At 44.6% G+C, this 19,344-nt stretch carries 19 protein-coding genes and 1 riboswitch; of the genes, 15 read left to right on the forward strand and 4 right to left on the reverse strand.

The window, feature by feature from the left end; genetic code table 11:
• The first annotated feature begins 102 nt into the window (after positions 1-102).
• On the forward strand, positions 103-1,260 hold the full coding sequence (gene metK, locus O3A65_03765) for a methionine adenosyltransferase (GenBank protein MDA1331585.1): 1,158 nt from the start codon (positions 103-105) through the stop codon (positions 1,258-1,260).
• 19 nt (positions 1,261-1,279) lie between these two features.
• A riboswitch (S-adenosyl-L-homocysteine riboswitch) is annotated at positions 1,280-1,354 on the forward strand.
• Between the two features lie 72 nt (positions 1,355-1,426).
• Complete coding sequence (gene ahcY, locus O3A65_03770) at positions 1,427-2,845, forward strand: adenosylhomocysteinase (GenBank protein ID MDA1331586.1); 1,419 nt, start codon at positions 1,427-1,429, stop codon at positions 2,843-2,845.
• A gap of 136 nt (positions 2,846-2,981) precedes the next feature.
• Here ahcY and O3A65_03775 read toward each other — a convergent pair whose 3' ends face one another.
• The 4 genes from O3A65_03775 to O3A65_03790 all read right to left on the reverse strand — a co-directional run bounded on the left by O3A65_03775 (position 2,982) and on the right by O3A65_03790 (position 6,378).
• Positions 2,982-4,214: an alanine--glyoxylate aminotransferase family protein gene (locus O3A65_03775; protein ID MDA1331587.1), complete on the reverse strand. Its 1,233-nt coding sequence runs from the start codon at positions 4,212-4,214 to the stop codon at positions 2,982-2,984.
• Positions 4,215-4,318: 104 nt separating this feature from the next.
• Complete coding sequence (gene ttcA / locus O3A65_03780; GenBank protein ID MDA1331588.1) at positions 4,319-5,206, reverse strand: tRNA 2-thiocytidine(32) synthetase TtcA; 888 nt, start codon at positions 5,204-5,206, stop codon at positions 4,319-4,321.
• Positions 5,207-5,208: 2 nt separating this feature from the next.
• Positions 5,209-5,583, reverse strand: coding sequence for a dihydroneopterin aldolase (locus tag O3A65_03785; GenBank protein MDA1331589.1), 375 nt, complete (start codon positions 5,581-5,583; stop codon positions 5,209-5,211).
• Between the two features lie 24 nt (positions 5,584-5,607).
• The gene (locus O3A65_03790) at positions 5,608-6,378 is read right to left on the reverse strand and encodes an SDR family oxidoreductase (protein ID MDA1331590.1); all 771 of its coding nucleotides are present in this window, start codon (positions 6,376-6,378) and stop codon (positions 5,608-5,610) included.
• A 126-nt stretch (positions 6,379-6,504) separates the two neighbouring features.
• On the opposite strand from O3A65_03790, the gene O3A65_03795 reads away from it, so the two are divergent.
• The 13 genes from O3A65_03795 (at position 6,505) to O3A65_03855 (ending at position 19,104) form a co-directional block, all read left to right on the forward strand.
• Positions 6,505-7,635, forward strand: coding sequence for an SAM-dependent methyltransferase (locus O3A65_03795; protein ID MDA1331591.1), 1,131 nt, complete (start codon positions 6,505-6,507; stop codon positions 7,633-7,635).
• Between the two features lie 14 nt (positions 7,636-7,649).
• Entirely contained in the window at positions 7,650-9,008 is a 1,359-nt protein-coding gene (gene mpl, locus O3A65_03800) for a UDP-N-acetylmuramate:L-alanyl-gamma-D-glutamyl-meso-diaminopimelate ligase (protein ID MDA1331592.1), read from the forward strand.
• Positions 9,005-9,589: an alpha/beta fold hydrolase gene (locus O3A65_03805; protein ID MDA1331593.1), complete on the forward strand. Its 585-nt coding sequence runs from the start codon at positions 9,005-9,007 to the stop codon at positions 9,587-9,589. Before mpl ends, O3A65_03805 begins: the two co-directional genes overlap by 4 nt.
• Positions 9,590-9,639: 50 nt before the next feature.
• A complete protein-coding gene (locus O3A65_03810; GenBank protein MDA1331594.1) occupies positions 9,640-11,502 on the forward strand; it encodes an RNB domain-containing ribonuclease in 1,863 nt (620 codons plus the stop codon).
• 48 nt (positions 11,503-11,550) lie between these two features.
• On the forward strand, positions 11,551-12,435 hold the full coding sequence (locus O3A65_03815; GenBank protein ID MDA1331595.1) for a TonB family protein: 885 nt from the start codon (positions 11,551-11,553) through the stop codon (positions 12,433-12,435).
• A gap of 9 nt (positions 12,436-12,444) precedes the next feature.
• Positions 12,445-13,281, forward strand: coding sequence for a shikimate dehydrogenase (gene aroE / locus O3A65_03820; GenBank protein ID MDA1331596.1), 837 nt, complete (start codon positions 12,445-12,447; stop codon positions 13,279-13,281).
• On the forward strand, positions 13,278-13,967 hold the full coding sequence (mtgA, locus tag O3A65_03825) for a monofunctional biosynthetic peptidoglycan transglycosylase (protein MDA1331597.1): 690 nt from the start codon (positions 13,278-13,280) through the stop codon (positions 13,965-13,967). The genes aroE and mtgA overlap by 4 nt, the downstream gene beginning before the upstream one ends.
• 7 nt (positions 13,968-13,974) lie before the next feature.
• Positions 13,975-14,757: a prolipoprotein diacylglyceryl transferase gene (gene lgt / locus O3A65_03830; protein MDA1331598.1), complete on the forward strand. Its 783-nt coding sequence runs from the start codon at positions 13,975-13,977 to the stop codon at positions 14,755-14,757.
• A gap of 98 nt (positions 14,758-14,855) precedes the next feature.
• Positions 14,856-15,734, forward strand: coding sequence for an S-methyl-5'-thioadenosine phosphorylase (locus O3A65_03835; GenBank protein ID MDA1331599.1), 879 nt, complete (start codon positions 14,856-14,858; stop codon positions 15,732-15,734).
• 55 nt (positions 15,735-15,789) lie between these two features.
• The gene (locus tag O3A65_03840; GenBank protein MDA1331600.1) at positions 15,790-16,317 is read left to right on the forward strand and encodes an adenine phosphoribosyltransferase; all 528 of its coding nucleotides are present in this window, start codon (positions 15,790-15,792) and stop codon (positions 16,315-16,317) included.
• Between the two features lie 15 nt (positions 16,318-16,332).
• Entirely contained in the window at positions 16,333-17,367 is a 1,035-nt protein-coding gene (gene mtnA, locus O3A65_03845; protein ID MDA1331601.1) for an S-methyl-5-thioribose-1-phosphate isomerase, read from the forward strand.
• Between the two features lie 43 nt (positions 17,368-17,410).
• A complete protein-coding gene (locus tag O3A65_03850; GenBank protein ID MDA1331602.1) occupies positions 17,411-18,154 on the forward strand; it encodes an SDR family NAD(P)-dependent oxidoreductase in 744 nt (247 codons plus the stop codon).
• A gap of 80 nt (positions 18,155-18,234) precedes the next feature.
• Positions 18,235-19,104, forward strand: coding sequence for a hypothetical protein (locus O3A65_03855; GenBank protein ID MDA1331603.1), 870 nt, complete (start codon positions 18,235-18,237; stop codon positions 19,102-19,104).
• The last annotated feature ends 240 nt before the right edge of the window (positions 19,105-19,344 follow it).

Genomic DNA, 19,344 nt, shown 5'->3' on the forward strand with positions numbered 1-19,344 from the left:
CTAAGCATCTAAAAATCATGATTAGAATGACTTTATCACTTGGAGTTTTAGTTCATTTTTGGTATTCTTCTCAACCATTTCCTGTAGTTTTGAGGTAGATCTGTGAGTGAATACTTGTTTACATCTGAATCTGTCTCTGAGGGCCATCCTGATAAAGTGGCAGATCAAATTTCGGATGCAGTCTTAGATGCTATTTTAGCGCAAGATCCTTCCGCCAGGGTTGCGGCTGAAACGCTAGTTAATACTGGGCTCGTGGTTATGGCTGGAGAAATCACCACGTCAGCTACTGTTGATTTTCAGCAAGTTGCTAGGGATACGTTAAAACGTATTGGGTATGACAACACGGATTTCGGCATTGATTACAGAGGGTGCTCTGTTCTTGTGGCTTATGATAAGCAGAGTCCAGATATCAAGCGGGGGGTTGATGCGGCGCATGATGACCCCTTGAATCAAGGTGCTGGGGATCAGGGCTTGATGTTTGGCTACGCCTGTGATGAAACAGGCGTATATATGCCGTTAGCGATCCATCTATCCCACCGGCTGGTTGAGCGGCAGTCTGAGCTGCGCCGGGACGGACGTTTGCCTTGGTTGAGACCAGATGCGAAATCTCAGGTAACTCTGCGATATGTTGATGGCAAACCTCAGGCCATTGATACAGTTGTATTCTCGACGCAGCATGCGCCCGAGATGGAGTTAGACCAAATTAGAGAGGCTGTGATTGAGGAGATTATTAAACCAGTCATACCCAATGATTTGATTAAGGGAGAAATCAATTATCTTGTGAACCCAACGGGGCGCTTTGTTGTGGGTGGTCCGCAAGGCGACTGTGGCTTAACTGGTCGAAAGATTATTGTGGATACGTATGGGGGTGCTGCGCATCATGGCGGGGGAGCATTTTCTGGCAAAGATCCGTCCAAAGTGGACCGGTCGGCAGCCTACGCGGCGCGGTATGTGGCAAAGAATATCGTTGCGGCAGGATTAGCTTCTAAATGTGAAGTACAAATTTCCTATGCAATCGGGGTTGCCAAGCCGACAAGCGTTTCGGTAACCACCTTCGGTACCGGGCACATCGACGATGAACAAATCACGAAGTTAGTATTGGCAAACTTTGATTTGCGGCCCAAGGGTATCGTTAAAATGCTTAACTTGTTGCGTCCAATATATGAAAAAACAGCCGCATATGGGCATTTTGGCCGAGATGAGCCGGAGTTTTCTTGGGAAAGTCTCGATAAAGTTGAAACTTTGAAGGTGGTTTTGTAGTCGTAGTATAATATTTGTAATTGCTGAGGAGCGTTGCGACCCTTCCGAATTGACGGAGGGCTAGGCTCAGCACAAGGAACGGCGCTCACAAACTAGGAAGGGATTGGTTTGTGGGCGTTTTTTATTGCCCTAAGCCGAAGATACTTTAGGATAAGGAGGGCAGTAAATGTCGGCAGTAATGCAAAAATTCACATCCACCGAGGATCATCTGGTGGCCGATCTGTCGCTTTCGTCTTGGGGCAGAAAAGAAATTTCGATAGCTGAAATTGAAATGCCTGGGCTAATGGCGATTCGAAAGGAGTACGCTTCCAGTCAGCCGCTCGCGGGTGCTCGAATTGCCGGGTCGCTTCACATGACGATTCAAACTGCCGTTTTGATAGAGACCTTGACTGCATTGGGCGCAGAGGTTCGATGGGCGTCTTGTAATATTTACTCTACGCAGGATCATGCGGCTGCAGCAATCGCTGAGTCGGGTGTTCCTGTTTATGCATTTAAGGGCGAGACTCTAGAGCAATATTGGGAATATACCCATAAAATTTTCGATTGGCCCACGAACCAGGCCAATATGATCCTTGACGATGGGGGTGATGCGACGTTACTGCTCCATCTCGGCACTAAGGCTGAAAGGGATCTTATGGTTTTAAATGATCCAACGAGTGAGGAAGAGCGGGTACTTTATGCGGCTATAAAGAAAAAATTAGCTACTGACTCAAATTGGTATTCAACGCGACTTTCAGCGGTCAAAGGTGTAACCGAAGAAACGACCACGGGTGTTAAGCGCCTCTATGAAATGGCGAGTGACAAGACTCTGGCTTTTCCTGCCATTAATGTTAACGATTCTGTAACAAAATCTAAGTTCGACAACCTCTATGGATGTCGCGAATCCCTTGTAGACGGCATTAAGCGTGCAACCGATGTCATGATTGCTGGAAAAGTTGCCGTAGTTGCTGGTTTCGGTGACGTTGGAAAGGGCTGTGCCCAAGCCCTGCGTGCGCTCTCTGCCCAGGTTTGGGTGACGGAAGTTGACCCAATATGTGCGCTTCAGGCCGCAATGGAGGGATACCGCGTGGTGACGATGGAATACGCAGCTGACAAGGCTGATATTTTTGTTACCGCGACTGGAAATTACAGCGTGATCAATCATGACCACATGGCTGCTATGAAGAATGAAGCCATAGTGTGCAATATCGGTCATTTTGATAATGAAATTGATGTTACTTCCATAGAGAAATACACTTGGGAGAACATTAAGCCTCAGGTAGATCACATAGTTTTCCCGGACGGTAAGAAAATTATTCTTTTGGCTCAAGGCCGACTCGTTAATCTAGGTTGTGCCACTGGCCACCCAAGTTTTGTTATGAGTTCTTCTTTTGCTAATCAGGTCATCGCGCAAATTGAGCTATTTAACGATGCCGATAAGTATCCATTGGGCGTTCATGTGCTGCCTAAGCACCTTGATGAAAAGGTTGCACGATTGCAGTTGGTGACCATGAATGTGCAGCTGACCGAGTTGACGGATGAGCAGGCGAAGTATATTGGTGTAGAGAAGACAGGCCCATATAAGCCTGATAGATATCGATACTGATTGTTGACTTGCTTTGGGGCGCCCCCGATGATTCGGTGGCGATTGACCATATTTAGTAACTAGTGGTGTTAGTTAAAAATACAGCGTAAGCACTCACTTTCACTAGATAGCTCTATAAAAAAGAGCTACGCGCTGGCTAAGCTCCATTCCTAATAGATTTGTTACCCTGGGTTCGGGCTGCGTAAGCATGGTAAGCGGCTGCCTCAGCAGCACCCACCTCAATTTTCGCACCCATGTTGTCGAAAACACTTTCAAGAGCGCATAAGCACAGCATGACATTCTCCATTTTGCAGCTGTATCCCATGATTCCGAATCGCCAAATTTTGCCAGCTAATGGGCCAAGACCCGCGCCTATTTCGATGTTCATTTCTTCAAGCAATCGACGTCGCACTTCTTTCTCATCGATTCCTGGCATGACATAAACCGCGTTCATCTGTGGGAGTCGATACTCCTTATCAACTAAATAATTAAGCCCAAGAGTTTCTAGCCCCTCTTTTAGGGCGAGGTGATTACGGTTATGGCGGGCCCAAGAGGCTTCAAGCCCTTCGTCTCTGAGCATAACGAGCGCCTCATGCAGAGAATAAAGCGAGTTGGTCGGCGCTGTATGGTGATAGGTTCGATTACTTTCACCCCAATAACCGAGAAGTAAATTCAGATCCATGAACCAGCTTTGCACCTTATGTTTCCTATGTTTAACCAGTTCAACAACGCGATCGCTAAATGTGATTGGTGAGAGCCCAGGCGTGCAAGAAAGACATTTCTGGCTGCCAGAATAAACTGCATCGAGGCCCCATTCGTCAACCAGTAAGGGAATGCCAGCGAGTGAGGTTACGGTATCCACAATAGTTAATGCATTGTATTCGCGAGCGATAGCTGCGAGCGTTTTTGCATCAGAACGAACGCCAGTAGATGTCTCAGCATGCACAAATGCTAAAATTTTAGCATCAGGATTTTTGACGAATGCTTCACGGACTTTATCTGGATCGACGGGCTTTCCCATGGGATCCTCAACTACGACAGCGGTACCGCCGCATCGCTCAACATTCTCAATCATACGACCGCCAAATACGCCATTACGGCAAACGATAACTTTATCGCCCGGGCTGACCATGTTAACAAAGCACATTTCCATCCCAACAGAACCTGGGCCAGACGCAGGAAAGGTGAGGGCATTTTTTGTTTGAAACGCATAACGCAATAATTCTTTCAGCTCTTCCATCATTTGCACAAATACGGGATCAAGATAACCAATCGTAGGTCGCCCCATCGCGGAGAATACGCGAGGGTGTATCTCAGATGGACCTGGTCCCATCAGCGTTCTTTGTGGAGGATAAAAAGAACTGATGTCCGAATATGATTGTTTACTCATTTAAGAATTTCCTCAGATGCAAAGCGCTGCATCGTACTTGTTGAGAATAATGAAAGGGGCCAATTATATCGGAATTCAACGCGGCATATGCTGATCAAAAGTGCCTAACGCTTCAGCTCTATGACCTGCGATATAGTGGGTTGATTCAACCGCGGGTTAGGATCAAAGGCGGTGTCACCTTCTTCGTGCTCGTGAACCTCTGTAGAAATATTTTTGAAATCATAGAGACTTGAGTCGAGCAAGTGGGATGGCGAGATCTTTTGCAGCGCGCTAAACATGGTATCCAAGCGCCCTGGATACTTCTTTTCCCAATCTTGCAACATTCTTTTTGTAACCTGTCGCTGCAGATTATCTTGAGAGCCACACAAGTCGCAAGGGATGATAGGAAATTCTTTGATTTCTGCATAAGCAGCAATATCTTTTTCTTTGCAATAAGCAAGTGGCCTGATAACGATATGCTCGCCATTGTCTGATATCAGCTTGGGAGGCATTGCCTTTAATCGACCTCCATGAAACATGTTTAAAAAAAATGTTTCCAATATGTCTTCGCGGTGATGACCCAGGGCAATTTTTGTTGCACCTAAATCCTTAGCTGTGCGATATAGAATTCCTCGACGCATGCGAGAGCACAAACCACACATAGTCTTTCCTTCAGGAATAACTCTTTTTACTATGCTGTAAGTGTCTTGCTCTACGATATGGTAGGACACATCGAGGGACTTGAGATAGTTAGGAAGAATTTCTTCAGGAAAGCCGGGATGTTTCTGGTCAAGGTTAACAGCGACAATATCAAAGTGAATCGGTGCATGACTTTGTAGCGAAAGCAACAGGTCTAGCATCGTATAGCTGTCTTTGCCACCGGATAGGCAGACCATAACTTTGTCACCTTCAACTATCATGTCGTAGTCGGCAATTGCCTCGCCTGCCTGTCGGCGGAGCCGTTTGACGAGTTTATTATTGTCGTAAATCAATTTTTGAGGGGCTGATGGCATGGTTAGGCTTTCGTTTGAAATATTTCAAATCCAACGGATGTGCAGTCTGGATAGACGTCGGTTTTTTCGCTGGATACTCTTGCTGCCAGCACTCCTTCGTGATCAAGGCAGAGTCCGAGAATCTTCTCGCAAAATGTCTCTTGTAGGTGAAAATGTGCGGTATTTGAGAGATTAATGATTGAAGTCCTTAAGAAATCATAATCCACTGTTTCCCCGATCGCGTCTTCTAGAATACGCAAGTTTGGATCAAGATCTAACTCGACGTTTATGAGCACATTTTGTCTATTGAGTTTTTCAAAGTCATGTATCCCAATCGATAAAGATACGGCCATGTCTTTAAGAAAAACTTTTCGGTGTGGCTTTGAGTCAGAGCTCATATCATTACTTGTTGGAAATTTCCGTTATTCGTCGAGTTCAAACTGAACGTCTCGTTTTGTTGGCCATAGATGTTGACCGCCATCAACGATTAAGGTTGTTCCTGTGACGGCCTGAGCACTTATAAGATATTTAACGGCACCAACGATGTCTTCGGGTAGAGAGCTTTTCCCTAGGGGGGCCAGTTTATGCGCTTTTTGGAATGCCGAGGTCGTTTGTTCTCCACTGGGTAGCGTTATGCCTGGAGCTAGACCGCAGACGCGGATGTTTGACCCTAGGGAGGATGCAAATAATTTTGTCGCGGCCTCGAGCGCGATTTTACTCAGCGTGTAAGAGAAGAAATCAGAATTGAGGTTGTGTGTTTTTTGGTCTAATAGGTTAATAACACATCCTGGAGCACCTTTAGGAACTTGTTTCGCGAATTCGGAGATTAAGATCATCGGGGCATATAAGTTGACGGCCATATGCTTCTCAAGTCTCGCGCGATCAAATTCTTGGGGCTTATCAAAGCTGAACATAGAGGCATTATTGATTAAGCAATGCACGTTTCCCAGTTCTTGCCGCACTCTAGAAATGAGATCTTTGACTGCATCGTCACGAGCTAGGTCTGCTTGAACGGCTATACTTTTTACGCCGAGATCCTTGATGGTTTTTTCAACTTGAACGGCGTCAGCTTTTGATTGATTAAAGTGGATGGCTACGTTCCAACCCTCCCGGGCCAGTCCTAGGGCAATATATTTACCGATACGCTTGGCCCCACCGGTAATTAAAACGGTTCGATTTTGTGTTTGTGCCATTTGTTATTAAACGTACACTCTAAATTTTGCTCATATGGTTTCGAGGGAATATGCTCATTAATTACCGCGTTGTTTCGTTGGCCTTCTTTAGCATACTCCTAAAGCAATCTCAGCAATAATGCATAAATGACAGCCGATACATCAGATCAAGCGCTAACCCTAGCGATGTTTAGAACGCTATTGGGTGAAAAAGGAAACTGGCTAGATTTCGCCTCTTTTATGCATCATGCGCTTTACGACTCAAAATATGGTTATTACACGGGGGAAGCGCATAAATTTGGCCCTCGCGGTGATTTTATCACTGCTCCAGAAATTAGTGATCTTTTTGGTAGGACTATTGCGAGACAGGTGGCTCAAGTTTTGAAAATTAGCGGGGGAGGTGTTTTGGAGCTTGGAGGAGGTAGCGGCATTTTAGGTTCAGATATCCTAGTTGAGTTGAATAGGCTCGAGTGCCCCGTAGAGGAGTATTTGTTATTTGAACCAAGCCCCACATTAACGCGGAGGCAAAAAGAGCGTGTCGCTCAGCTAGCTCCGGCTATTAGGGCCAAGGTACATTGGGTAAGCGAGCTACCTACAAACTTTAAGGGCGTTATCTTGGCTAACGAGGTCTTTGATGCGCTTCCAGTGCATCTTTTGTCGCGTAATGATGAGGGGTGGAAAGAGCGAGGTGTGGTTTTTCAAAACGAGTCTTTAGTCTGGAGAGATAATACTATAGAAGACGAACGTTTGATCTCGGCAATTAATCATCTAAATGTAGACGCCCCTTACGTCACAGAGGTTTGTTTGGCGGTTAATGGATTAGTCGCGAATTTAGCGGAGACCCTCGACGTTGGCGCAGTACTCGCCATAGATTATGGTTACGAGCACCAAGTGTATTATCATCCTGATCGTCGAGATGGCACACTGAGTTGTCATTATCACCATCGCGTAGATTCAGATCCGCTTGATCGTCCAGGTAGCAAAGATATTACAGCTCACGTTGACTTTACAAGAGTTGCAAATGCGGCGATGGATGCGGGCCTTGAGGTTTCCGGATATGTAACGCAAGCCGATTTTCTCGTTAACTGTGGCATTACTGATCTTTTGCAAGCAATAAATCCTGACAGGCCTGAGGAGTATCTTCCTTCAGTCTCGGCTGTACAAAAATTACTGTCTCCGGCCATCATGGGAGATATGTTTAAGGTAATGTTCCTCTCGCGGGGCATTAATGAGCCTTTGGTTGGCTTTAGTCGTAGAGATAGGCGGCACTTGTTATGACAATAAAGAAACCGATGCATATCCATATTCTTGGGGTTTGTGGCACTTTTATGGGGGGGCTTGCAGCGATCGCTAACCAAGCTGGATATAAAGTAACGGGGTGTGATGAAGGGGTATATCCCCCAATGAGTTTACAGCTCCAATCGATAGGTATTGATTTAATCGAGGGTTGGGGCGTTGAGCAACTTGATTTAAATCCAGACCTCTATGTTGTTGGTAATGTGGTGTCTCGGGGTAATCCGTTGATGGAAGAAATTCTCAATCGTAATTTGCCCTATGTGTCTGGCCCGCATTGGTTATATGAGTCGGTTTTGGCGTCTAAATGGGTCCTTGCGGTAGCCGGTACTCATGGCAAAACCACCACCACTGCGATGTTAGCCAAGATTCTTGATTATGCGGGCTTGAATCCAGGATTTTTAGTGGGAGGCGTACCCATTGATTTTGGTACGTCTTCTCGGATGACGGAATCAGATTTTTTTGTTATTGAGGCAGATGAGTACGACACAGCGTTTTTTGATAAGCGCTCCAAATTTTTGCACTATCGTCCTCGGACCGCGGTATTTAATAACCTTGAGTATGATCATGCCGATATCTTTCCGAATTTAGATGCGATTGAAAGTCAGTTCCATCATTTTGTGCGAACCGTGCCGAGCAAAGGAGCGTTAATTGTTAACCAAGATAGTCCAGCGTTAAGTCGTGTGACTGAGCGCGGCTGTTGGTCTGAAGTGATTCCATTTGGGGGTCCTGAATCCTGGTCGTATCGTAAATTGAATAACGGCGAGCAGATTGAAATTTTGTACAACGGGGCCATTAAGGGCTCTTATAAGCCAAGATTTTTTGGGGCGCACAACTTGGACAATGCGTTAGCAGCTTTGTTAGCTGCGCGACACAGCGGAGTCCCTATTGAGGTTGGATTGCGGGCTCTTGAGGACTTTAGGGGTGTTAAGCGTCGCATGGAACTTCGTGGCAAGGTGAGCAAGATTCAGGTCTACGATGATTTTGCTCATCACCCTACTGCGATTAAAACTACGTTAGAAGGCCTGAAGCAACGTTATCCAGACGCAAGAGTGTTAGCCGTATTTGAGCCAAGGTCAAACAGCATGAAATTGGGGCATCATAATGCGTACCTGTCCGATAGTCTTGCAATAGCCGACTTCGTTTATTGTTATACGAGAGGGCTAAATTGGAATGCCGACGAATTATTTGCGTCGATGGGGGATGCAGTGTTTCTGTCTGATGACGTCAATGTGATGGCTCGATCGATTGTTGCGAACGCGTGTCCAGGAGATTTCATCTTGATTATGAGTAATGGGGGATTTCAAAATATCCAAGAAAAGGTTTTAGATTTATTGCGCTCGAAGTCAATTAAATGAAGCTGTATATCTATATTCATGGGTTTAATAGTTCGTCGTCTTCTCTCAAAGCTAAGGTCTTGGCACGATTGATTCAGGAGCGGCACTCGAACATCGAATTTTGGTGTCCAGACTTGTCTCATTGGCCTGAGAAAGCTGTGGCGTGTTTACTTGATAGAATTAGCGCACATCCTATTAAGGATGTAATGTTAGTAGGGAGTTCGTTAGGCGGTTTCTATGGGACATACCTATCACATCGGGTTGGGTGTCGATCGGTTCTGATCAATCCAGCGATCACGCCACATACCGGGCTGTTAAACCATGTCGGGCAGCAAAAGAATCTGTACACGGGTGAAGAATACGAGTTTACCAATGAGCATTTGCGTCAGCTCGAACGGCTCTATGTGAAAGAAATTAAAAGGGTCGAAAAATTATTCTTGGTACACACGACTGGAGATGAACTTTTAGATTGGAAGACCGCCGCTCGTCGTTTCGATGGGTGTAGACGGTTGATTGTCGGCGGCAGTGATCACGGATTTACTAACTTTGAAGACTACGCAGATATCGTTTTATCGCACCTTAATGGTGAGTTTTTGCCTTGATTGCCTGTATTCAATAATTTTTCTGAATAAAACTTAAAGGTGAGCCCTAGGTGAATGTATTTTATTTGGAGTCTGGATCTTTGAAGGTTGGACGCATCTTGAAAGAGACGGGCGCTTCGCTTCAAGTGCAGAGTCAGTTTGGTAAACAAATCAAGGTCAAGGCAAATCACGTGTTTATCTTTTTTGATGGCACGAGCCCTGATGACTTTTTTAATAAGGTACAAGAAATCGCAAAGACTATTGATCCTGATCTCCTATGGGAGGCGTTTGATGGTTCAGAGAGCTTATACTCAACAGTCGCAAAAGCATTTTTTGGGGAGTCGATTACGCAACAACAGGAGGCTAGTGTTCTAACGGTTTTATTCGATCATCCAACGCATTTTCAAAAAAAGGGACAGGGAAATTTCAAGCCCGCTGCCGCTGAGGCCCTAAGGGCAGCCAAAACCTCCTTAGAGGCGAAGAGACAGCGTGAGCTGTTACTTGCGCGCTATGTTGAGCAATTGTGCGAATACGCCATGCCAACGGAGTTCTTTGATAACTTGCCTCGATTGCTCTATGGCCCAGACAAAAATCAGCTTGAGGAAAAAGCGATTGAGCAAGCTTGTTTGAAATTAAAAATTGGAAAACGAGCACTCTTTACAAAATTATCAATCATGCCTGAGGCTGAAGATTTTCACCTTGGTCAATTTATATACGATCATTTCAGTAACGCTCCGGAACACAGGAATGATGTCTGTGTGCCTGGCGCAGATGGCTTGCCGATCTCGCAAGTGAGTGCGTTTAGTATTGATGATGCAGCTACTACGGAAATTGATGATGCGTTCTCTTTGACTGGTGACGAAAATGTGGGGTGGAGACTCGGGGTGCATATTGCGGCTCCGGGGCTGTGTATCGGGACAGATTCTGCTCTAGATAAAGAGTTGCGATCGAGAATGTCCACTGTTTATCATCCAGCAGGGAAGGTCACCATGTCGCCTCCTTCGATTATCGAACAATTTAGCTTGTCTCAAGGGCGGACAGTGCCCGTCATGTCACTCTATGCAGAGATAGACCCAGAGTTTGCCGTTGGTCGTATTGAGACGGTAATTGAATCTCTTAACGTTACAGATAATTTAGACTTAAGCGTCATAGAGAATCATTTCGATCCTGATTTAGGCCCTAATCAACCGGTTGGTTGCTCAAGGGGGCGAGAATTGTATGTACTCTACCAACTTGCCACTCGTTTACGTGAATCTAGAGGAGAAAAGAATAGTCATATCCACCGCAAAGAATACAATTTTGAGGTGACTGAGGGGACCGTTAGTATCAAGCCACGTAAACGTGGCTCTTCGGTAGACGTAATGGTTTCGGAGTTGATGATTTTCGCGAATAGTCATTGGGGCTCTGAGCTTAAAAATGCTGATATTGCTGCTTTGTTCCGTGTGAAAACAAAGTCTAAAACCGGTTTGTCAATTGTTCCACTTCCTCATGAGATGATGGGCGTGAGCGCTTACGCTTGGGTTAGCAGCCCCTTGAGGCGTTATGTTGACTTAGTCAATCAACGACAATTACTTGCTCATCTCCAATCTCGGGAGCCAACGTACAGTTCGAACAGTGAGCAACTGCACAGTATTCTTTATGATTTTGAGATAAAGTATGCACAGTATGCGGAGTTCCAAAGGCATATGGAGCGTTTTTGGTGTATGAAGTGGTTACTGCAAACGGATCAACGCGTATTCGAGGCCGAAGTATTACGCGATAATTTAGTACGGTTGGACTCCATCCCATTAGTGTGTAAAGCCGACAAATTACCTCAAAATAATATTGGCCAGAAGGTTTTAATTAAGGTGCTAGCGATTAATGTAGTTGATAATTTCGCCAATGTAGAGTGGATTGAGACCCTTCAACTTGTAACTGAAGAACCAACCACGTAATCTTCCTCTGTACGCACCGAATTACGATAAATAGCGACAATCTCAAGCATGCGATTTAATCGAGGAGCGGCGAGCAAATTGATGTTTAAGCCCGCTAAGCCAATGGCTGTTGCGTTAGCCGGCTCTTTGGTGGCGCACTTGATGTTGCTGACCATTCAAGGTGCACAAAACACGCCTCATTCACGTTTGGCCTCAGCCGACTTGGATGTGGTGCTCGTTAATAGTCAGTCTATGCGGCACGTAAATGTAGCCGACGTATTAGCTCAGGTTAGCTTGCAAGGCGGAGGCAATACTGATGCGGAGACCATGGCGACAACCAGTGCGCCGGTTGATTATATGAATACGCTTGAGCGCAGCGTTAAATTAGCCGGACGCCAAGTTGAGCAGCTTGAACGGTCTATTAAGCAGCTATTAGTTCTTAATCGCGACCAAGCGTCGTTACGGTTGGATTCTGAACGCGCTGAGCCAAAACAACAAAACAGTGTTAATTCAAAGATTTTAATGGATGTTGTTGATGCAACATCGATGAACCGACTTCAAGCAAAAATTGATAAAGAGTGGAGTAATTATCAGAAGAGACCAAAGCGCAAGTTTATTGGCGCGAACGTTGCGGAGGCAGACTTCGCAAGTTATGTTGAGCGATGGAGGCAGCAAATAGAAGACCTAGGTAGTCGTCTTTATTCGCATGATTTAAGTGATGCACAACTGGAGGGGGTAATGATTGTAACGGTGTCCATTAGGTCTGATGGTACAGTGGAGCACGTTGTCATAGACCGCTCATCCGGCTCTAAAAAGCTAGATAAGACTGCGACAGACATTGTGCAACGATCCGCACCTTTTGACCGTTTTGATTCAAAATTGAGTGCTCAGTTTGACGTTCTCTCGATTACAAGACAATGGTCATTTACAAAGAACGATCTCGATTTAAAATAAGGAAAATAAATGGCAGAAAGAGATCAATATGTCGTTATCGGCAATCCAATTGAACACAGTAAATCGCCACAAATTCACTCAATGTTTGCCGAACAAACGGGTGAGGCTATAGAGTACAAAAAAATACTGTGTCCGCTTGGGGGGTTTTCGCGGGTAGTTACAGAATTTTTTGCCGCGGGTGGTCTAGGGGCGAATGTGACGGTTCCATTTAAATTAGACGCGTATGACCTAGCGACAACTCGTTCGAGCCGTGTAGAACATGCCAGAGCTGCAAATACCTTGGCGAACAAAGGCGGCTTGGTCTTTGCCGAAAATACCGATGGACTAGGCTTGGTCAGAGATATCGTTCGTAATTTGGAGTTTTCTATTTTTGATAAATCGATCTTAATCGTAGGTGCTGGCGGAGCGACGCGGGGTGTTTTGCTGCCACTTACCGAGGAACGCCCGAAACGAATCATGGTTGTTAACCGAACACCAGACAAAGCACACGAGTTGATTAAATCGATAGAAACAGAGACTAAAGGTTTTCCAATTGTGCTGTCTTCTGGGGGGATACACGATATTGTTGAGGATGAGTTTGACTTGATTGTGAATGCAACATCGAGCAGTCTAAGCGGGGACGCTTTCCCAATCAGCTCCAATGTTCTAGGACGCAATGCTTTGGCGTATGACATGATGTACGGTAAAGATGAAACATCATTCAGTCGTTGGGCGGCGACTGCTAAGGCACACCAAATTTCAGATGGATTAGGAATGCTTGTCGAGCAAGCTGCGGAATCATTCTTTTTGTGGCGAGGCAAGCGACCAGAGACGAGGGCGATTTTAGAGGCTTTGCGGGCGATATGAAGCGACAAAGACGTTGGGCTTCACAATTAATTAGGTTAGTCCTTTTGTTGTTTTTGGGCTATGAACTATGGTTTGTGGGTCGCGTGTTGATTTTAAAATGGGTAGAACCTACCAGCACCTCATTCATGAGAGCTTACAACAAAGAAAATAATGAGGCTTCAAATTACCGGTGGGTTAATTATGATCGTATTTCATCACATGTTAAATCAGCTGTAGTTGCAGCTGAGGACGAAAAATTTGTAGATCACTATGGTTTTGATTGGGTCTCGATTAGGAAGGCCGCCGCAAAGAATGCGAAAAAAGGAAAAATTGTTGCTGGGGGTTCCACTATCACCCAACAGCTAGCTAAGAATTTGTTTTTATCGCCGAGTCGATCAATTTGGAGAAAGGCCCAAGAGTCGATTGTGACAGTTATGTTAGAGGCGATTTTATCTAAACAAAGAATTCTAGAGATTTACTTGAATGTCATAGAGTGGGGCAGGGGCGTTTATGGTATCGAGGCCGCAGCCAGACATTATTTTAATAGAGGTGCTGAAGGCGTTAGCAAAGTACAGGCGGCTAAATTGGCATCTTACATACCGGCCCCAAAGCGGTACGATATTATTGGTGACACTGAACGTTCTCTCAGAAAGGCAGGGATTATTCGTGGCAGAATGTCGAAGGTCAAAATTCCCAATGAGCGATAAATAACTCATGTTGTATCACCCTGAGTTTGATCCCATAGCGGTTCACATAGGGCCGATTGCCGTGCGTTGGTATGGACTGATGTATTTAGTCGGCTTCACCTTCGGTTTGATGCTCGGTCGAGTAAGAATACGCGCGAATCAGAACTCTCCCATTTCGATACGAGAGTTCGATGATTTACTGTTTTATATTATCTTGGGTGTCATCGTAGGAGGCCGCCTAGGGTACGTGTTGATTTATGATTTAGCCGGCGTGCTTCTTTCCCCGATATCGATATTATATGTTTGGAAAGGGGGAATGTCGTTTCATGGGGGATTAGTCGGAGTTTGTGTTGCCGTAGCACTTTACGCTCGACTTAAACAAAAAGATTGGCTTGTTCTGACTGATTTTGTTGCGCCGCTGGTCCCATTAGGATTAGCAGCAGGTCGTATAGGCAATTTCATTAATGGAGAGCTTTGGGGGCGAGCTACAGATGCTCCTTGGGCCATAGTTTTTCCGCAATCAGATTCGCTTTTGGGTAGACATCCATCTCAGCTGTATGAGTTTTTTCTTGAAGGGATAGTGTTATTTCTCATACTTTGGTTCTTCTCAAAAACAAAACGACCAATCGGAGTGACATCAGGACTCTTCTTGGTAGGTTATGCACTGTTTAGATTTATAGTGGAGTTTATGAGAGAGCCTGATGCGCATTTAGGACTTTTGTCATTTGGACTTTCCATGGGGCAATGGTTATGCATTCCTATGCTGTTGCTTGGCGTATTTCTAATAGGTCGGGTAGGGAAAAAACAATAAATGATTTAGACATCTTCTCGGCGTGATTAATAATTAAAACTGATGCTTTAAGTTGTGAGGTTGGATTTTTTCATAATGTTTAAAAAGAGGAAGTGACAATGGTGGCTGATACGGTTATTGGAATTATCGGCGGCAGTGGTGTTTACGACATACAGGGATTGCAGAATACTCAATGGACAAAAGTTGAAAGTCCATTTGGGGCTCCTTCTGATGAATTTCTGGTTGGGGAGTTTAGAGGCCAAAAAATTGTATTTCTTCCCCGACACGGGCGCGGACATGTGGTTTCACCCAGCTACATTAATTATAGAGCGAACATTGATGGAATTAAACGGTTAGGCGTTACGGACTTAGTTTCTGTGAGCGCAGTAGGTTCGTTACGAGAGGACCTCGCCCCAGGTATGTTCGTAATAGTAGACCAGTTTATTGATAGGACGTTTACTCGAGAAAAATCTTTTTTCGGTAATGGATTAGTCGCACATGTTTCAGTGGCACACCCTGTTTGCTCTCGTCTTGGTGGGCACATTGAATCAGCATTAAAAAGCGCTGAAATTAAATATGTCAGAGGGGGTACTTACCTTGTGATGGAGGGACCTCAGTTTTCAACACTGTCGGAATCCAAGCTATACAGGCAATGGGGTTGCGATGTGATTGGAATGACCAATATGCCAGAGGCCAAGTTAGCGCGCGAAGCAGAAATTTGTTATGCCAGTATCGCGATGGTCACAGACTTTGATTGCTGGCATCCAGATCATGAGGATGTCTCCGTCGAGCAGGTCATTCAAGTTTTGGTTGGAAATGCAGAAAAAGCGAAAACATTGATTAGTGAAGTGGCTCCCTTAATTATGGCAGATGAAATGGGCCCATCCTGCAATTGTAAGCAAGCATTAGAGTTCGCATTAATTACGCCTCCTAATGCTCGTGACCCTAAAGTAGTTGAGACACTTGATGCGATAGCGGGACGCGTGTTGAAGAAATAATGAACCGCCCGATTAGTAGTGTTTTTAATTTGTATTTTGATTTTAACGATAAACGATGAATATCGCCGAGCTAATCAGAACGATCCCAGACTACCCTAAGCCGGGGATCATGTTTCGTGATATCACTACTCTGTTGAGTCACCCCGAAGGGTTCAAACATACTATTCAATTGTTAGTTGATCGCTATCAGCACCATAAAATAGATTTTGTTGCAGGCATTGAAGCGCGCGGTTTTATTTTGGGCGCGCCTCTAGCAGCAGGTTTGGGTAAGGGCTTTATCCCAGTTAGGAAGAGTGGCAAACTTCCCGGAAAGATAATCTCACAAAGTTATGAGTTGGAATATGGAACGGACCGAATTGAAATTCATGCAGACGCTTTTGCCAGTGGCTCAAAAATACTGCTTGTGGATGATTTGATTGCTACCGGTGGAACCGCTGAGGCCGCTACTAAATTAATTGAAAGGTCTGGCGGTGAGATTGTAGAGTGTTGCTTTATTATTGATTTGCTGGATCTGGGTGGTACGAAGAAGCTGGAAGCACTCGGGAAAAGTGTTTTCGCCCTTATTGAGTTTGAGGGCGATTAAATTGATGGGTGATTCATGACCGTAGAGGCATTACGTTGGCGTAACAGCCAACTTGAGATGATTGATCAACGGTGCTTGCCTGCGGTCATTCAATATTTGTCGTACTCAGATGCACAATCTGTTGCTGATGCAATCCGTCAGATGGTGGTTAGAGGCGCGCCAGCAATAGGTGTGGCGGCAGCCTACGGAGTAGCGTTAGAAGCCCAAAAATCTATGTCGTTTAATAGAGATTCATTCGACAAACATCTTGCAGATGCCCTAGATGTTTTGTCAGCGAGCCGCCCAACTGCTATCAATTTATTTTGGGCACTCGATCGAATGCGCGATCGGTTATTAGATGCTGCTAAAAAAGAACCCGTCGCGATAGCGCAAGTGCTACTCCAAGAGGCTCATGCGATATACAACGAGGACATCGATATTAATAAAACAATGGGTACTTTTGGAGCATCAATTATTGATGACGGCACGCGTGTGTTAACTCATTGCAATGCAGGCGCGCTGGCCACTGCTGGGCATGGAACCGCACTTGGCGTTATTCGTTCCGCAGTGATGGCCGGGAAAAAAATAACCGTTTTTGCCGACGAGACGCGACCTTTTATGCAGGGTGCTCGATTGACCGCGTGGGAACTTACAGAAGACGGGATTGATACGACGTTAATCACCGATAATATGGCGGGGCACTTTATGAAAAGTGGCGATATTGATGTCGTTATTGTTGGCACAGATCGCGTCGCAGCTAATGGCGATGTAGCAAATAAAATTGGCACATACATGTTGGCGGTTTTGGCTAAGGAGCACAACATTCCATTTTATGTCGCCTGTCCACTATCTACTATTGATCTTTCAATATCTAGTGGTGATGACATTCCTATTGAGGAACGTTCTGCGGATGAAGTTACTGGATATGGTGGTGTTCGGTGGGCACCTGAAAATATAAAAGTCAGAAATCCGGCCTTTGACGTCACACCCGCTCGGTTCGTAACGGGTTTAATTACAGAAAAAGGAATTATCTACGCCCCTAATGAAGAAAAGTTGCGGGCGTTGTTTTAAAGTCTTGTCGAATCTAGCGATTAACTTTTAAGGTGATGCATACATGAGTAACCGATTCAAAAATAAGGTGGTGTTGATTACTGGAGCGGGTACTGGAATAGGATTGTCCACTGCAAAAAGAATCGCTAGCGAGGGTGGGATTGTTATTGCCGGAATACTCGACGATGCGCAGGCTAATGCTGTTGGTGACTTTCATCCTGTCATACTTGATGTGCGAGAGGAGCGTGCTTGGGAGTCTGCTTTAGGGAACATACAAAGCGATTTTGGTGGGATAGATGTCTTGGTGAATAATGCCGGAATATCTCCAACGGGGACGGCCGAAGAAACCAGCCCACAACTCTGGGATGAAGTCATGGCTGTAAATTTACGAGGCAGTTTTCTTGGTTGTCAAAAAGCGATTCCCCTCATGAGGAATAGAGGCGGCGGCGCTATTGTAAACCTCGCCTCGATAAATGGTATCCGTGGGAACCGTCGATTGGTAGCTTATGCTGCGACTAAAGGTGCCATCATTTCGATGACCATGTCGTTAGCCTTAGATCATGCTCGAGATCACATCAGGGTTAATTGCGTTTGCCCAGCGACTATTGATACCGAAATGGCAAGAAGCATGATGGCCGAGGCTTCTGACCCAGCATTATTTGAGAAACTGATGATTGAGAAACATCCCATTGGTCGTATTGCTCGGCCTGAAGAAGTTGCCGCTACGATCGCTTTTCTCGCGAGTGAGGATGCCTCGTTTATGACAGGATTAGCAATCCCGGTTGATGGTGGCCGCAGCATTCGTTGAAACCAGTTGTTGATTTGCTCATACGAGCGCTCTAAGTTAAGGGTTAAAGATGTTTTCGTTTTTATAAAAGTATTCCCGAGATGAATCAAGTATTAATTGGATACCTTTTTAAAGATTTACCAAAGAATTATGTCTATATTTGGATGCGACATGATGGAACACCTTTTTATGTAGGACTAGGTAGGAATGATCGTTATAAAAATCTCAGAAGACGAAATGCTCATGTTTTAAGCGTTGTTAAAAAGATGGGAGGAATTGAACAAGTTCCAAAAGAATTAATTGCAGTTAACAGTTGGGATGAGGGGTGCGAACTAGAAATTGAGTTAATTACCAAATTTGGTAGATCAGATTTAAAAAAAGGTACTTTGACTAATAAAACAGACGGAGGTGAAGGTACAGTAAATAAAATCGTAACCGATAAAGTTAGAAATGCTGTTAGAAATTCAAACAAAATTCGCATATGGACTGATGAAGCAAAAAAATCAGTCGCTGATAAACGTAGAGGATTTAAAGTAACAGTTTCTACAAGAGAGAAATTATCAAATCTATTTAAAGGTAAAAGTAGACCAGACCACGTTATTGCAGCAATGAAAAGAGGCACGTTACTTGCAATAAAAGAAGGTCGCCATGGTTGGATTAACACAACTGAACATAAAAAACATTTTAAAGAAGTTGTTCAAGAAAAAGCAAAGGAGTGGCATGCCTCTGAAGCAGCAGTAAAGTTTCATAAAGAAATAGCAAATAAATCATGGGATGTTAAAAAAGGTGTTGAAATAAATTGTCATTTTTGTGGAAGAACTTTTCTAACTCCATTTCCAACAAGAGCAAAATATTGCCATACAAACTGCAAACAAAGCGCGGGTCTCTTAAAAAAAGGTGGTGCTGTAGGAACAAGACCTTCAAGAAAAAAACCAACAGAACCAAAATCATGGGATAAAAAGAAATTATGAATTCTTGATTCCTTAATTTGTATGGCAAAAAAAGTAGTCTGAACTTCAATCAATTTAGTTAACTAAATAACCAATATAAGAAACACATTCCAGAACCATAAATGAATGCTCCTCCAAAGAATGCCGCAGCATAACCGCTAGATTTATATGGCATATCTTCATCTGATAAGTGTGCTGTAAGGATATCTGAACTAGCCTGCACCGATAGGTGGAATTAGGTGAACCTCACTGTTCTCACCG

The organism is Pseudomonadota bacterium (genome assembly GCA_027624715.1).
Taxonomy (GTDB): Bacteria; Pseudomonadota; Gammaproteobacteria; order Burkholderiales; family Eutrophovitaceae; genus Eutrophovita.